General features: G+C 38.8%; 15 protein-coding genes. 3 read left to right on the plus strand and 12 right to left on the minus strand.

Annotated features, from left to right (window positions below):
• Positions 1-12 precede the first annotated feature (12 nt).
• The 4 genes from ACKWCD_RS09015 to ACKWCD_RS09030 all read right to left on the minus strand — a co-directional run bounded on the left by ACKWCD_RS09015 (position 13) and on the right by ACKWCD_RS09030 (position 4438).
• Complete coding sequence (locus ACKWCD_RS09015; RefSeq protein WP_413983612.1) at positions 13-714, minus strand: hypothetical protein; 702 nt, start codon at positions 712-714, stop codon at positions 13-15.
• A gap of 154 nt (positions 715-868) precedes the next feature.
• Positions 869-1243 (minus strand): hypothetical protein, encoded by a 375-nt coding sequence (locus ACKWCD_RS09020; RefSeq protein ID WP_413983613.1) that lies wholly within the window; start codon positions 1241-1243, stop codon positions 869-871.
• Between the two features lie 116 nt (positions 1244-1359).
• Positions 1360-2163 (minus strand): SDR family oxidoreductase, encoded by an 804-nt coding sequence (locus ACKWCD_RS09025; protein WP_413983614.1) that lies wholly within the window; start codon positions 2161-2163, stop codon positions 1360-1362.
• Complete coding sequence (locus tag ACKWCD_RS09030; RefSeq protein ID WP_413983615.1) at positions 2156-4438, minus strand: M28 family peptidase; 2283 nt, start codon at positions 4436-4438, stop codon at positions 2156-2158. Before ACKWCD_RS09030 ends, ACKWCD_RS09025 begins: the two co-directional genes overlap by 8 nt.
• 204 nt (positions 4439-4642) lie before the next feature.
• On the opposite strand from ACKWCD_RS09030, the gene ACKWCD_RS09035 reads away from it, so the two are divergent.
• Positions 4643-5113, plus strand: a complete 471-nt coding sequence (locus tag ACKWCD_RS09035; protein ID WP_413983616.1) for a CBS domain-containing protein — start codon at positions 4643-4645, stop codon at positions 5111-5113.
• Between the two features lie 47 nt (positions 5114-5160).
• Here the strand turns inward: ACKWCD_RS09035 and ACKWCD_RS09040 are convergent, their stop codons facing one another.
• The 5 genes from ACKWCD_RS09040 to ACKWCD_RS09060 all read right to left on the minus strand — a co-directional run bounded on the left by ACKWCD_RS09040 (position 5161) and on the right by ACKWCD_RS09060 (position 11031).
• Positions 5161-6195 (minus strand): hypothetical protein, encoded by a 1035-nt coding sequence (locus tag ACKWCD_RS09040; protein ID WP_413983617.1) that lies wholly within the window; start codon positions 6193-6195, stop codon positions 5161-5163.
• Positions 6196-6202: 7 nt separating this feature from the next.
• Positions 6203-6559, minus strand: a complete 357-nt coding sequence (locus ACKWCD_RS09045) for a hypothetical protein (protein WP_413983618.1) — start codon at positions 6557-6559, stop codon at positions 6203-6205.
• A complete protein-coding gene (locus ACKWCD_RS09050; protein ID WP_413983619.1) occupies positions 6556-7041 on the minus strand; it encodes a DUF6265 family protein in 486 nt (161 codons plus the stop codon). The genes ACKWCD_RS09045 and ACKWCD_RS09050 overlap by 4 nt, the downstream gene beginning before the upstream one ends.
• A gap of 103 nt (positions 7042-7144) precedes the next feature.
• Positions 7145-7711: a pentapeptide repeat-containing protein gene (locus ACKWCD_RS09055; protein ID WP_413983620.1), complete on the minus strand. Its 567-nt coding sequence runs from the start codon at positions 7709-7711 to the stop codon at positions 7145-7147.
• 164 nt (positions 7712-7875) lie between these two features.
• A complete protein-coding gene (locus ACKWCD_RS09060; protein WP_413983621.1) occupies positions 7876-11031 on the minus strand; it encodes a VPS10 domain-containing protein in 3156 nt (1051 codons plus the stop codon).
• A 173-nt stretch (positions 11032-11204) separates the two neighbouring features.
• Between ACKWCD_RS09060 and ACKWCD_RS09065 the strand changes: the two genes are divergently transcribed.
• Together ACKWCD_RS09065 and ACKWCD_RS09070 are read left to right on the plus strand one after the other, a co-directional pair.
• The gene (locus tag ACKWCD_RS09065) at positions 11205-11954 is read left to right on the plus strand and encodes a glucose 1-dehydrogenase (protein WP_413983622.1); all 750 of its coding nucleotides are present in this window, start codon (positions 11205-11207) and stop codon (positions 11952-11954) included.
• 5 nt (positions 11955-11959) lie between these two features.
• Positions 11960-12571, plus strand: a complete 612-nt coding sequence (locus tag ACKWCD_RS09070) for a TetR/AcrR family transcriptional regulator (RefSeq protein ID WP_413983623.1) — start codon at positions 11960-11962, stop codon at positions 12569-12571.
• Between the two features lie 3 nt (positions 12572-12574).
• Here ACKWCD_RS09070 and ACKWCD_RS09075 read toward each other — a convergent pair whose 3' ends face one another.
• The 3 genes from ACKWCD_RS09075 to ACKWCD_RS09085 all read right to left on the minus strand — a co-directional run bounded on the left by ACKWCD_RS09075 (position 12575) and on the right by ACKWCD_RS09085 (position 16005).
• Positions 12575-14125 carry a M20/M25/M40 family metallo-hydrolase gene (locus ACKWCD_RS09075; protein ID WP_413983624.1) on the minus strand — a complete coding sequence of 517 codons (1551 nt, stop codon included), beginning with the start codon at positions 14123-14125 and terminating at the stop codon, positions 12575-12577.
• A gap of 86 nt (positions 14126-14211) precedes the next feature.
• Positions 14212-15498 carry a Zn-dependent hydrolase gene (locus tag ACKWCD_RS09080; protein ID WP_413983625.1) on the minus strand — a complete coding sequence of 429 codons (1287 nt, stop codon included), beginning with the start codon at positions 15496-15498 and terminating at the stop codon, positions 14212-14214.
• 45 nt (positions 15499-15543) lie between these two features.
• On the minus strand, positions 15544-16005 hold the full coding sequence (locus ACKWCD_RS09085) for a GyrI-like domain-containing protein (protein WP_413983626.1): 462 nt from the start codon (positions 16003-16005) through the stop codon (positions 15544-15546).
• Positions 16006-16166 lie beyond the last annotated feature (161 nt).

Below are 16166 nucleotides of genomic sequence, written 5' to 3' on the forward strand. Positions count from 1 at the left end.
TGCTGCAACAAACTAGTTCTTAGTCTCAGTAACTGGCTGTTCTTTTCTAGTAGTAAGTGCCTGCTTGCTTAAGCTTGCTAAATTAAAACTAGGGTCGATTTTTAAAGCTTCATCGATGAGAGCTATGGCCGCATCAATATTATTTTTATCCTTGTTGAATTGCATGAGTCCTTTTAAGTGATAAAAAGCTGCCTTAAGAGAAGCTTCATAGGGTTGTTGTCTTTCATAGAAAGCGTGTTTCATATCATCTTTTGCATTAGCCATACCATATTCGATATTGGTTTCCGCTCCAGAGATATCCCCTATTTGAATTTTGAGATCAGCTAACTCATAAGCCAAATATGGATTTTGATTTCTTGTAAATAAAACTTCAAAATGCTCAACAGCTCTTTTAGGTTGATTGAGTGCTTTAAGAGAAACAGCTTTTACCTGAACTGACAAATCTGAATCTGAATCATTCTTTTCAATTCCAATAGTATTTAACGCCTGTAAATGTTGATTGTTATTTGCGTATATGTATGCCAATGTATCTCTGCGAGCCTGAGAAGGCGCAATGATATTTAAATGAGTAATTGCGTTGATTACTCCATTTATATCTCCTTGTAAGCGCATTTCTTTGTAAAAAGATTCGTAATGCTTTTGTAATTCACTTTGGGTTTGTGCACTCCCAAGGAAACCTATGGAAATTATCAGCACAAAAAAAACTCTTTTCATCTTCATTAGTTTTATTGATTTTGGTGCGCTAAACTATAAAATTTATTCGTAGTAAGCTGTTAATAAAACCTTTAAAGAATTAAGATCTCGGTATAAGGCAAAAAAAATGCCCTAAATGGGCATTTCTCTTATATTGGTTTGGTGGTCTTGTTACTTAAGCCGTCATCAACGGCAAGTTCTTATTGGTGTAAGAACTTAATAAACTTGCATAAAAAGCTAGGCTCTTATTGTCATAGTCTATGCATGACTTTAGAAAGTCGCGTAGATTTCTGAACCAAAGATTCACATGTAATGTTGGCATATAGAGATTGACCGTTTTGGGGTCATAATCCTTATCGTCCATTACAAGTTCCATTTCCACCCTTCTTCGGTGGTAATCAATTGAAACATCTGCTGCATTGTAATGTTTTTTTAAAATTGCAACGTGCAGAGTTTCGTAATCTGGGGCAACTTTTTGCTTGGGACAACTTTGGGCAATCAAATCTTCCATTTCCATTAGAATTCGCCCTTTTAAATTTGAATTTTCCATGGCAAAACGTTTTAATTATATAATAAAGTTACGGGTAAGTCGATGAAAAGGACCTTGCATTAACAGGAAAATAGAGACTTTGTTGTGAAATGTTAAATTTTTGATGTGTACAGCGACTATAACGTTGTAGTAAATTCGAATTTTTTAACATTTATTAGCACTCCTGAGTGTACTTTTTTGCCTTTTCGAGAATTATTGACATAATAATCAGGTGCTTGCAAACCCCTCTTTTTAGCTTCGGAACTGTAGTATTTTTGTTTGGAAGGATGCTCTGGATACACCCCATTCAAGACTTCATTCCACCAAGAATCAGCTATTACAGACTTAATAATTCGAATACAGTCGTTTAAATGTATCAGATTTATGGGAGCATTTCCATTGGATAAATTTTGTCTTCCGGAAAGCATGGTAACCGGATGCCGATTCGGACCAATTAATCCCCCAAAACGAACGATTGTTGTGTCTAAATCTTTATCATTTCGAAAGATATTTTCGGCAGCTAAAAGTTGTTTCCCTGATGCTTTGGAAGGTTGGGGAATTGTTTCTTCTGTCACGTCGCCATCCACATCACCGTAAACAGATGTGCTGCTTACGAATATTACCTTTTGAACCGAGGACTTTTTAATTTCCCCATGCAGCAAGTGCATTTTTTGGACATAGTTTTCTTTGTTTTGACCTCTAAGTTTAGGTGGAACGTTTACAATTAGTACATTGACATCCCTAAGGAAACCTGAAACGTCTCCATCTATTTTATCCTGTCCAAGGGAAATTATAAAAGGTGAAATACCCTCTTTTTTAAGTTGCGCTAACTTTTCTTCTGATGTTGTGCTGCCCTGTACTTTGTATTCGTCTTGAACTAAGGAAATCGCAAGTGGAAAGCCCAACCAACCGCAACCCAAAACACCGATTCTCTTATTCAAAGCGAATAGTTTTGGTAACTAAAATGGCATCGTTTAGTATAAAGGGCATGGGAATATTGTCCTCTGGTCTAGCAGGTATGGAAAACTGAGAATTGCTTAGTAAATCGTTGGAGGCTTCGTAAATAGTGAGTTCTAAAATTGAGTCCTTGGGTATACTTAGTTGTAAATCGGTATACTCATTATTACTTATATAATGTGTCACGAGTTTACCGCGCCATCTGTTTTCAAGGTAGTAGTCTGAAAGTTTGATAGTATTCACACTTGCAGATTCAAGAGGAGTTTCTGTGAAGACCTCAAGCCGATTTACATTGCGTTTTGGAGTAATGCAAATGTCCAGCAACCTGCTATTTCCTATAATCGTATCTCGAGTCTTTTCTATGAGCATTTGTGGTATTTCTTTGGTAGGAGCTTCGGACACATAGGTAAATCCTGAACTGTATTTACTACTTATGGTCTTTTTAGATAGTTTTTCTGGGGATTTTTTATCAGTTCCTAGGTACTGCGTTGTCCAATCGGAAAGGGTGTTTTCATAGGTGGCCCATTTCGCTTTATTAGAATCCGCGTCCAACACATACAGAAGACTTGTTGGTTTCGAATTGTCTTTGTCGAAACCGGAATTGAAATGGGCTGAAATTATACATCCGAAGAACAAAATAAGACCTAAATAAGCCAATCGTTTTTTCTTTTTATAAAAACCTAAGATGGGCAATAACAATAGAAAAGTAAGTGTGGTGAAAAGAGTAGCAGCTGCCATCATTTTGAGTCCAAGACCTACTGGAAACATTTTTACAAAAGGTGCATAAATGAACAATGCAGGTAAGGCCAAAAAGGTCAATAAATACGGATTTGGCATTTTCTGATTGAGTAGCACCATAAAGGCTGCTAAAACTGCAAATACGGGAATAATAAAAAAGCTCGCCCCTGATAAATAGTGACTCACCAATCCACAAATTACCAACCAAAGTAGGATGGGAGCGACTAATAGATTTACAGTTTCTACCTTTTTAAATCGATTATACACCCAAAAACATACGGCAATTGAGAAAAGCACAAATGCCAAAATATAGGTATGTCCATTATAGGTGAAACCATGGAGTATATCCTTATAAGCAGGATACATCCATTTCAAAACAGTCCAACAGAAATAACCGACAGCTCCATTTATCGCTAGGGCCAATAGCATAGGTAAAAATCCTTTGCCAACTTCTGTGGGATTCAATACTTTTCTTCGGAATCCATAAATTAAAAGGAGTACAAAACAAAGAACTGCCAAACCAAACATAGGCCATATCCATTCAAAAGGATAAGAGACCAGTTTGAAAAAGGGAACATTAAAATAAATAGAATCATTCAAACTTTTCAGATTTGTCAAATCAGCTTGACTAAAATGGTCCAGTAGTGGCATCAAATAGCTGCCCTGATGCGCCATAGTTTTTTTGTCTAATCTTTCATAAGTATCTTTTGCTGTATGATAATCAAAATGGTCATCGATAAAGGCAAAATTGAATCCTTCGATATCACCATCTTCTCTGAAAACCGTAAGATCAGTATCGTTGGGCAACATCTTATAAATGCTATAGGCCAATGAATTTGCGACAGGATAGTCCGGATTTGCTTTTGTAAATTCCTTGATTAGGTTGGCATTGCCACGATTGGTTTCTATAAGCATGTAGCTTGGTCCGCCACTGCCCCGCGCCTCGAAATTAAGTACTAGCCCAACGTCTTTTTTCCATGGATGCTCTTTTACGAAGAGGTCAGCACCATTTAATCCCAATTCCTCCGAGTCCGAAATAAGAATTATAATATCGTTCTTTGGATTTGGGTTATTTGCTAAAAACGCACGAATTCCCTCAAGAATAGTAGCAACTCCACTGCCTGCATCACTTGCCCCAAAAGAAGAATGTATACTACTGTCATAATGCGATAATAGTAGCAAGGCTTTTCCAGATTCAGAACCTTTAATTCTTGCCAGAATATTGATGGCCTTGCTTAAATTTGCCCAATCTCCTGCTGTATATCCTTCTTGGATAGAAGTTTCCAGGCCCATTTTTTCGAGCTCAGAAACGATATATTCTCGAACCTCCTTATGAGCAGGAAAGCCTACTCCGTGAGGTTTTTGAGCAATTTGCTTGACATGTTCAAGAGCCCTATCAGTGGAAAAAGAAGTTTTTTCTGCGCTGGCATCCGCAGAATACGCTGGCATTAAGGAGCGAAAGCTCCAGTAAATAGCAAAGACAATCAATAAAAGGGTAAATATCTTGGAAGACCTTTTCATAATGCTCAAGTTGGAATTCTAAAAGTATAAAATTCCAAGCGCATTTTTAGGGTAAATGGATGGTATTACTGGGAATAATCAGCGTTACAAAGGTTCAAAATCCTTGAAGTAGTACGTCGAATAATTGTAAAAGGCATTGAATTTTTCGCTATATTTAGTAATTAACCTCGTCTGTCAGCCCCGACAGCCTAAAACCTTAACGATATGGGAATCAAGAGTTTTCAAGGCCCTAGAGCCAAAACAGTTTCGAAAAAGGAGTACAATGCGCCCATATTGGTAACTGATTATATGACTAGAAAATTGGTCACATTTACCCCTGAGCAGTCCATCTTAGAAGTGATGGAACAGTTTACGAAATACAATATTTCCGGTGGTCCGGTCTTAGATTCAAACGGTTTTTTAGTTGGAATCATTTCGGAAGCTGATTGTATGAAACAGATTTCAGAAAGTCGGTATTTCAACCAACCGATTCTGGATAAAAGTGTAGAGAAGTTTATGACGAAAGATGTGGAAACGATTCCTAGTGATATGAGCATTTTCGATGTTGCTGGTGTTTTTCATAAAAATAATCGACGAAGGCTTCCGGTAATGGAAAATGGACTTTTAGTTGGTCAAATTAGCCGTAAAGATATCGTAGTTGCTGCCCTTAAATTGAGTGGCGCTAACTGGAAATAGTACTTTTTTTGCCCCTATAAAGGAGATTGTTCCCCTTTATAATGAATTCAATTTCCCTTAATGAGAATTTCAAGCTCTTGTTTGATTTCGGTTAGGGGAAATTTCATTTTATGTCTTTTCTTTCCGATAACAATCATACCATCTATAATTGAAAAGCGTTCTTCTGGTTTCAAATCAGGAATTTCAATACCCTTCTCCAGTAAATAGTCAAAATCTATTTTTAGTCTACCCCCTAAACCGGTTTCTATGTCAATTACATAAATGTTGTACTCAGGGTCGGGCGCTAAACTCTGCCTAATAATAATCGAGTTGTCATGTAAAACAACTTCTTCAATAGAAGACCACCTCAGTTTTTGAGGGGAGGCGTTAATATCCATATCAGTGACAAACAGCCATTTATAGGTATTGTCTTTTTTTACTATAACCCCCTGTGCTGTCTTCAGAATTTCATAAGACTTATTTTTAGCGACTGGAATAAACTCTTTTGTTTTACCACTTTCTGATGAAAAATGGGTGTCTCCGTAATAAATTAAAAAATCTCTTTGGTCTGAAGATTCAGGTTTGACGGATGTTGTTTTTTCTTCTGGAATTATTTTGGAAAGTGTTCGAGCTCCCATTTGAATATAATAAGTAGACGGAAACTCAGGTTCTTCTTGTCGCCAAGCCGTTTTTGGATTGAATGTCAAGTCGAAATATTCATGTTCTTTAAGCTTTTGCGAATTGAGGGAACTATTAATAATCCATAGGAGTGACTGGTCAGGAGTGGATCTGAATTTGGGCAGGACATCTTTTTTTAAATTATAAAAAAAGTGCTCATTCTCTTTTTCTCGCAGTTCAGGGTTCACAGAAACACGTTTTTTAATAGCGCAAAAACAACCATAATTGGTAAGAGTGAATTTCTTTTTCGTTTTTCCGTCAGTCAGTTCACAATCAGCTCCACCAAAATTACTGCCTATTTCATAAGAACATCTTAGTGTGTCTTCGGTTCCATCACTGTTAAAATCTTCAGTAACAGTTGAACTATGTTGGGCAAATAGTTGGGCGACAAATAAAAAGGAGAGTAGAAATAGTAGGTTTTTCATAAAATGACTATTCACGTTTTACTATCATATAATAATCATTATCCAAAGGTAAATAACCTAAGTCGTACACAAAGTAATACGTTGTACCTTTTTTAGTGGTATAAAGGTTTGTAATAAAGTCAAAATCAAAGTTTTTATCGAGTAAACGCGTTTTCGTGGTTCTTGTTTTGCCTTCTTTGAGGGTGAAACTATCCAATACCCGATAGTTTTTACGTAAGCGATTGTTGATGTTACGAATGAGATTCTTGGCCGCTGGATTTACTTTGTTGTGATGCGCGTTTCTGCAGCCGTCCGAGCAGAATTTTTTATCACTCCGGCCCATGAGTTCCCTACCACACTCAAAACATTTTTTCTTTTCGCTCATTGTTTTTTGTAATTGAACTTTACCTCTTCTGCTTTATCACCTTGATTGATTAGTCCGTAGATATTGATTTCGGCATCACTTACTTTTTCGAAGGTGAAGCCCTCAAAGTACAATCTATTCCCGTCTACTTTTATGAGCTTGAAGCTTTGCACTTCGTCTTTTTCTTCCCATCCTTTTAAATCGGTGCCAAAATGTTTTAATTCGAAAACCAAAGACTCGTTCACTTCACGTATATGCCCCAATTCATAAAAAGTAACTTTTCCATCTGCAACGTGTTTAAAGGAAAACATCATTGAACCGCCCAGTGGGGGGCTCCAAATTTCTTCGGTAATTCCACCGAAAGCTTCTCCTTTCCAATGACCTTCCATCCACAAAATTTCTTCTATGGAAGCATTAGGTGAAGATTCCCCATCATTAAGTGACATGGTGTTTTGTGCGTTGCAAGAAACTGTGAAGAGTACTAAAAATAGAAAAGCTTTCATTTTGAATGATTTACCAGTTGAACAATATACGAAATATCCGTTTGTAAACGGATGAGGCGGTTCTATATAGTATTGACGCTGTTCAAGCACACAAATCGGACACTCATTCTATTTTAATTTCATACTTGTTAAAGAGACCGGGGAGTCCATCTTTGGAAAATTTTGCGTTTTTCAATAGATTTTTTTCGGGGTCTATATTGAAGTTTTGAGCTTTTGTGAAATCTGCTTTTTGTAAATGGGTTTGGCTGAAAATAGCTCTATTCATATCGCTGGAGTCAAAATTGACATTCGTTAAATCGGTCTCGGTAAAGTCAACTTCTATCAATTTAGAGTTTATAAACGATTGATTTTTTAGCGTCAATCCATAAAAAGAGGAAAAGTTTAAAGTGCAATTCTCAAATCTGAAATCCATTAAAAAATCATTACAATCCTCAAATTTGAGTCCTATCATTTTGCAATGGGAAAAGGTAACTTCTTTAAAAATCGTATGTGCGAGATTCGAATTGCTGAGGTTGCAATCGATAAACTCGCACTCCATAAAATTCTGATTGTCTAAATATCCATTTTCAAAATTGCATCCCTCGAAAATACAGTTTTCATATTCGCCTTTTGGGAGGCGGGTCTGGGTGTAATCTTGGTTTTTAAAAGTTTGGTCTGCTGTAAAATTCATTCCTGTTCGTCTTTGCGAGGAGCTGCCAAATTAGTGAAATGTTGGCATAAGAAATGAAGCGACGAAGCAATCTGTTTATTTCGTGTTCCAAAGTTACAGATTGCTTCGTGGCTTTCTATTATATGTGATATTTTGAAATTGCGTTTAGCTCCTCGCAAAGACGATTAATTGGTCATTATTATCGCTGGCAAATCAAGTTCTTTAAAGGCATCATTATAAGCCTTCATTTCCTCATCAACAATAGCTTTCCGTTCGGTTTCATATACTTGCCAATCTCTCTGTAGATCTGTCCAACGCTCATTGGCACCTTTTGTAACTTTAGGTTCTGCAGCATCAACATAGCCTTTTAGATGTATCATTTGCGCATTTAATTTGTTGTTGTAGTTGATGACATCTTGAAAGGTTTTTTGCTTGGATTGAATTAGGTTTTCTTCCCAAGAAACAATACGTTTAACTAAGGCTTCCCCTTTTTCCAAAAGTTCTTTTGCCTGGTCGTTGTCTTTCAAGAGTTTGGCATAGGTCTCCAATTGAGATTTAGCCGAGCGCATATCATTGACCGATTCATGAATGGTTTTAAGAGCACCTTCAATTTCTTCTAAGAGATTTTGTTGCTCAGCATAATCGGCTGGTTCAGCATCAACTTTCGGATTTGCCAAAACCGTCACCTCAGTTTCCGAAGAAGCTTCGCCTAAGGAAAGTTTTATGGTATATTTTCCAGGCCCTACGTTGGAGCCTGCGTCACCCCCAAAAACAAAAACCTTATTTATTGAGGGAAGACTTTCTCTTCGGAAATTCCATGTAAAACGGTTATAGCCTTGTTTAGACGGAAGGACTTGCGGTTTTGAAGGACCGCCAGGCCAAGTTTTAAATGCCTTTGGTTTTTTGTTGGTATATGTTCTTAATAGTTTATCTCCTTGGAATACTTCCAATTTTAAATCTAAACTATCTGCATCTCTATCTAGGTAATAATCAAAAGTGACTCCGCTTTTAGGATTTGAGCCCAAACCAGGTCTAGGTTTATCGCTACTTCCTCCGAAAATCAAATAGCTGTCTTTGGGTTTTATAATGGTCACCATTTCTTTTGTGGTCTCTAGATTTTGCAGCGCTCCTAAATCATCTAGAATCCAAAAGGAACGCCCTGCAGTTGCGGCTACTAAATCATTGTCTTGAATTGTCAAATCATTGATAGGAACAACAGGGAGATTCAACTGAAACGGTTGCCAATTTTGACCATCATCGAATGAAATGAATAATCCTGTTTCCGTACCGGCATACAACAAACCTTTCTTTTTTGGGTCGGCTCTAACGACTCTTGTAAAGGTGTGTTCGCCTTTAATGCCATTTACAATTCGCGTCCAAGTTTGACCGTAGTCTTTGGTTTTGAAAATATGTGACCTTAAATCCATGGATTTGTATCGCATCACAACCACATATGCAGTAGCTGGGTCATGAGGAGATACTTCAATGCTATTGACAATTCCGTCAGGAACATTTGGCGGAGTAACATTCGCCCAGTTCTGACCTCCATCTCTTGTAACGTGAAGTAATCCGTCGTCACTACCGGTCCATAGCACCCCTTTTTCGTGTTGCGATTCTACCATGTAGGTTATGGTATTATAATTTTCGCCACCAGCTGCTTCGTTGGTGTAGGGACCGCCTCCGGGACCATGTTTTTCGGTTTCGTTTTTGGTTAAATCGGGACTCACAACTTCCCAACTTTGACCTTCATCCGTAGATTTGAAAACTACATTGCCAGCATGGTAAATGGTATTTCTATCATGTGGTGAAGTGATAACGGGCGCATTCCAATTGTAACGGTATTTTGAATCTTTTGGAGCGATACTCAATCCAAGTTCAGGATATTCCTTAATAGGTTTTGACTCACGAGAGTTGGCATCCCATTTATCTAGATTTCCTTGATAGGTACCTCCATAAATGATTTCGGGATTGTCTGGGTCGAAGGCTAAGAAGGCACTTTCACCACCTGCAACGCGGTACCAATCTTTCCAATCAATACCTGCATCATTCGTGCGACTGGCAATCGCAACGGTTGAGTTGTCTTGTTGCCCTCCATAGACATTATATGGCACTAGATTGTCGGTAATCACACGATAGAATTGTGCGGTATTTTGATTGGTTTGCGTGCTCCAACTTTTACCACCATTGTTTGAAACATTTGAACCTCCATCATTAGAGTTAATCATCCGCTGATTGTTGTGAGGGTCAATCCACAAGTGGTGATTGTCACCATGTGGCGTTGGAAGAGGTTTAAAGCTTTTACCTCCATCTATCGATTTGGTCACAGGAGCATTCAAGACATAGACGATATTCTCATTTTGGGTGTCGGCAAAGATTTCCATGTAGTACCAAGAACGGGCAATGTTGATACGGTCTTTATTGACTTGCGTCCATTTTTTTCCTGCATCTGTTGATTTATAAACTCCGCCTTTGGTGCCTTCTGCTTCTATTACCGCATAAACGATTTCGTTATTTGCTCGGGAAACTGATATTCCTGCTTTTCCAAAATCTTTCGGAAGTCCAGTTTTCATTTTTTCCCAAGTGCTTCCGCCGTCAGTTGATTTGTATAATCCAGAGTTTTCCCCACCGGATTCCATTATCCATGGATAGCGTCTGTGTTGCCACATGGCCGCATATAAGATGGATGGGTTTTTCATATCCATCGATAAATCAGATGCTCCCGTTTGATTGTTTACAAAAAGAGTTCGTTCCCAAGTAGCTCCTCCATCCATAGAACGGTAAATACCACGTTCAGCACTTCCTCCATATTGAGCGCCTTGAGCTGCGACAAAGATGATATCAGGATTGGTGGGATGGATTATCACGTCAGAAATATGTCTGGTCTTATCCAAACCAATATGCTTCCATGTTTTTCCTGCGTCTGTAGATTTGTAGACTCCATCACCCATAGATGTCATCACCCCTCGAGCTGCATGCTCTCCCATACCAGCAACAACGATATTCGGGTTGCTTTCGGAGACGGCTATAGAACCAACCGTTCCTGTTTTTAGAAATCCGTCGGAGATGTTTTTCCAGCTCAAACCGTCATCCGTAGTTTTCCAGATACCGCCACCAACGGTGCCATTATAATAGGTCATAGGCTGGCCGACAACTCCTGAGGAAGCAACACTTCGCCCGCCTCGAAACGGACCAATATTTCGCCATTTGAGTCCGTGAAAGGTAGAATCAGGGACAGTTACTACTGGGGTAGTATTTTTCTTTTTTCTTCTTTGGGATTGCAGATTCGGAATACTAATGAATGCAGTAAAGACAAACAAAAGGATAAAACGTACGGTTTTCATTGGTGTAGTCGGTTAAAAATTAGTCTTGTTGAAGATAGTCAAAACAAGGTAAATGTTTAAGGAAAAGTTAAAAACAAAGAATTATTTGGAACGTTCGTTCTGATATTTATATATTTGTTTTTGAACGAACGTTCCAAAATAAAATTATAAATACTGTATTTAATTGAATAACAATGAAAAAACTAGAAAACAAAGTAGCCATTATAACGGGTGCAACGAGTGGAATGGGTTTAGAAACTGCAAAGCGATTTTTGGCCGAGGGTGCGAAAGTGGTCTTGACGGGTAGAAGTCAAGAAAAACTAAATCAACTGTCTGCAGAACTTGATGGCGATTATCTTTTGGTTAAGGCGGAAGCCTCAAGTATTGTGGACAGCAAAATGTTAATTGAAAAGACGGTTGAAACCTTTGGAAAAATAGATGTACTTTTTCTAAACGCCGGTATCTTTAGAATAGAAACAATAGATACGCTGACTGAGGAGATTTTCGATGAAGTTTATAACATTAATGTACGTGGGCCATTGTTTACTGTGAATGCAGCACATAACTATCTCAATGAAGGGGCTAGTATTATTTTCAATACTTCAGTTACTGATGTTAAAGGCTTTCCTGGAATGTCGGCGTATGCCTCAAGTAAGGCTGCATTGCGTTCTTTGACGAGAACGTTGGCTGCTGAATTTGGCCCCAAAGGTATTCGAGTGAATGCGATATCGCCAGGCCCTATTGATACTCCGATTTACGGGAAACATAATGTGCCTCAAGAAAATATTGACCAAATGGCCGCCAACTTTCCATCTATGATAAGCTTGGGTAGGTTTGGAAATTCTGAAGAGATAGCGAGTACGGCCTTGTTTTTAGCATCTTCTGAAAGCAGTTATATCACGGGGGCAGAGATACCGGTAGATGGGGGATTTGCACAGGTATAATTTTTTTGAATACATTTGGAACAGTTATTCCAGATATGCCACGCACGAAACAATTTAATGAAGAAGAAGTATTGAATAAAGCAATGGAACTCTTTTGGGAAAAAGGGTTCCATGCTACTTCTATGCAGGACTTGGTAAATCATTTAGGAATCAATAGGGCAAGTATCTATGATACCTATGGTGGTAAGAATGAGTTATTTGATAAAGCCTTTCAAAATTATAGAGATATCAGCCTCGCCTCATTGAAAGACATATTTGACTCAGAATCGTATGTAAAAAGAGGATTTCGGAAGTTGTTTCAAATGGTAATCGATGATGTCAAAACAAAAAGTTGTCAAAAGGGCTGTTTTGTTGTGAATACCATTACGGAATTAGTCCCAGGAGATGAAGTTTTACGCGAAAAACTAAGACAAAATTCTGAGAACACCGAACACCTTTTTGCCTCTTACATTCAGAATGGTATTGATGATGGCAATATCAAAGCCTCCAAAAACCCGCAATCAATAGCCTTTGCCCTTTTTACTTTTTTTAGCGGCTTACGGGTCATGACCAAAGTAGAAAAGAACCCTAAAAAACTAAGTGAAATGGTTGAAGTAGGACTATCTATTTTGGATTAATTATTAATCCAATCCACCCCTGCGTTTTGGACTTCTTTGCTTTGGCCAAGTAAGAGGTTCACCAGTACGCCGACTTTTACCGATTAAAGTTGCTTTTTCACGAGACGTTCTTTCGGGGTCTTCACTTGCCATATAAGCCAAAACAGCGGTTAGAATAGCATTGTTGCGAACATCATCAAAGACAATCTTGTCATAGGTGTCCAAATTGGTATGCCAAGTATAGTTCCAATAGCTCCAGCTAAGAGAACTTAAAGAAAACCCTGGAGCGCCAGCTGCAACAAAGGAAGCATAATCTGAACCACCACCTCCGGGAGTTCCGGGAAAAGTAGTTTCAATATGTTTTGTGATGTCTTTCGGAACAGCTTCTAGCCATTTACCCAGATAGTCATAGGCGTGTAAAAAGCCCTGTCCGGAAAGTCTAACTACGCGACCCGTTCCATTATCTTGATTGAAAAGGGCTTGCATGTTTTCCACGATTTTCGGATTATCCTCCACAAAAGCTCGTGAACCATTTAGACCTTGTTCCTCGCTTCCCCAATGTCCAACTATGATAGTGCGCTTTGGATTCGGATATACTTTTTTAAGAATTCTAGCAGCCTCTAACATGGTAATCGTACCGGTGCCATTGTCAGTAGCTCCTGTACCACCATCCCAAGAATCGAAATGTGCTGAGAGAATCACATATTCGTCAGGAAGCTCTTTTCCAGGAATTGTCGCAATCGTATTAAAGGTCGGAACCTCTCCTAATTCTTTAGATTCTGCAACAATTTTTATAGTCGGATTGGCTCCATTCTCCACCATCCGATAGAGCATTCCATAATCTTCCAAGGATATATCTACCGCCGGAATTTTCTTCGTATTTGCACTAAAGATTTTATTTGCTCCAAAAGCTTTTGACCAGCGGGATTGTGCTATACCTACTGCACCTGCTTTTTCCAGGGCAGCATTTATGTTTCGACTTGTATAGCCTGTATTTTTCATGTTCTGTCGCCACGCGTCTTCGATTTCTTTTCGGTCGGATTTCATTTTTTCAAAGGATTCCTCAGTCGCGAACTCCTCCCAATTGTAATCAGGTCTTCCTGTAGGTTGCAGCATGCTTACCATCACAATTTTACCCTTTACATTGGGGAGCCATTTGGCAAAAGCAAGCGAATCAGAAACTTTTGGAAGTGTTATCAACGAAGCCGTAACTCCTTTTTTTCCTGTTCCGGGATTCCACGCTAATTGCGTTGCATGTAAGGATGCTACTCGTGGAGAAACCATATCAACATGAGTGATACCTCTTTCCCAACCATGCCACGTGCCCCACTGTTGATTTTCGGCAGAAATGCCCCATTTTTTATAGGTGTTCACGGCCCAGTCATGAGCAGATTTCATCTGTGGCGTTCCTACTAATCGAGGTCCGTTCAAATCCATTAACTCATAGGCCAATTGTTCTAGTTGGGAATTTTCATTGGCTTCCTTTTGAATAGCTTCGACAATTTCTTCAGTGGTTTGAGAAAATCCCAAAGAAATAAATAACAAGCAAGCGCAAGCGAGTAGTCCTTTTTTCATTTTCGTGTTTTCTTAGGTTAAAAGAGTTAACTAATATACTGATTAAAAGGGGGAAGAATGTAAATTTCGTTTTAATGACTTTTGGACTATAATTTTTTATCCAAAGCCAAAATAGTGTGTAATAAAACATTGGCTCCATTGGCCATATCCGCCGCTGAGGTAAATTCCTTGGGCGAGTGACTAATACCTCCTTTGCTAGGAACGAATATCATTCCGGTAGGAGCAATCAACGCCATATCTTGTGCATCATGTCCTGCACCACTTGGCATTCTTTTGGTTGATAGTCCCAATTTTTCTGCGGATTTTCCAATGGCATCCTGAATGTTTGAAGTCATAATTGCAGGGTCCGCTGTAGTATCCAACGGTCGGAATTCAATCTGAACATCGGAGGCTTTGGCGATTTCCTTCCCTTTCGATTCAATAGCATGATATACTTTTTCAATAACCTCTGAAGATAAATCTCGCACCTCTAAACTCGTAATTACTTTTCCGGGAATCACATTAGGTGCTCCAGGTTCGGCATTTATTTTTCCAACGGTGCCCACCTGAGCTCCTTCAAAACTATTTGTGATTTCGTTTACCGCGATGATAAACTTAGCAGCAGCTAACAAAGCATCTTGCCTGGCATTCATGGGAGTAGTGCCCGCATGATTGGAAAAGCCAGTGAATTCAACTTCCCACCATTTGAGCCCGACAATACCTTCGACGATTCCGATATCTATGTTTTCCTTTTCGAGTGTTCCCCCTTGTTCAATATGGAGTTCCAGAAAAGCAGCGATTTCATCTTTTTTACGAGCTACTTCCTTAATTCGTGTGGTGTCACCTCCAAGCCGCATGATGCCTTCACCCATGGAGTATCCAGTGGAATTTACAACCTCCAAGGCACTTTTTCCTAAATGACCGGCAAGGGCTCTACTGCCCATTACGCCACCTTCTTCATTGGAAAAAATGATAATTTCCAGAGGATGTTTCGTGGTGATTTTGTTCTCGTTTAAAACTTCCAGTACTTCTAAAGAAGCCATTGACCCGACACAGCCATCATAATTCCCACCATTGGGAACGCGGTCAATATGAGAACCAAAAGAAATCGGCTTCAAGGATGCATTTTTTCCTTTTCGCGTTCCGATGACGTTTCCGGCAAAATCGATATGCACTTCTAAACCAAGATTGGTTAAAGTATTCATCACCCATTTTTGGGCAGCAACATCGGCATCGCTGAAAGCTACTCGTTCTGTTTCTCCGTTTTCCTGGAGTCCGAATTTGGCGAGTTCAAAAATGCGTTGTTCAAGTCGGTCTTGATTGACTTTTGGTTTTTGGGCGAGAACAATACTACATCCGAAGAAAAAAAGAAGAGTTAAAATACGTAAAGACATGGTTGTTGAATTTAACCCTGAAAGTATGAAAATAATCGCTTTTGGCTATTCTCGAATAGCAACAAAAATATCGACCTCAGCATTAGAAGGGTCTTTTGCTTTTTCTCCATAGATTTCAAAGTCCTCTGTGTAAAGTCTATCTAAGTCCGTATTCCAAATTTCTACCCAAGTATTGTAGATAGCACCTTTGGTGACATCACCTTTGGAAACAAATTTGGCGAAGGTTCCACCCTCAAATGATTGCCCGACCATTCCTTCGGGAATTATGTCCAACGAGCTGACTTTACAACCTAGAATGGTATCGTAGGGTTTGGTATGGTCACTTTCGTAATTGGTGTAAATGGAAAGTATTTCATCACTGACTTTATTGGGTATTTTTTGTAAAATGTTTTCGGTCATAAACCTTTCCCAAAGAGAACCAATGTCCGAGGCTGTTTGATTGTTTTCGTTTGATGTTCGTATTGAGATTCCGATGACTTGAAAGGGTTCGATTTTTTGTGTTTGCATTGTCCATGATTTTGTTATTTGATACAAATATAGTTTGGGCTTATGTCGAATTGTGTCAGGGGTTTAAATATTAATTTTTAACCACATTGTATATAGATGCCATAACAAAGGCATCTATATACAATGTGGGCGAGTAGAAAGTCCATAAAAAAATACCTCAA

Origin of the sequence: Maribacter taeanensis (assembly GCF_047345145.1) — a bacterium.
Taxonomy (GTDB): domain Bacteria; phylum Bacteroidota; class Bacteroidia; order Flavobacteriales; family Flavobacteriaceae; genus Maribacter_C.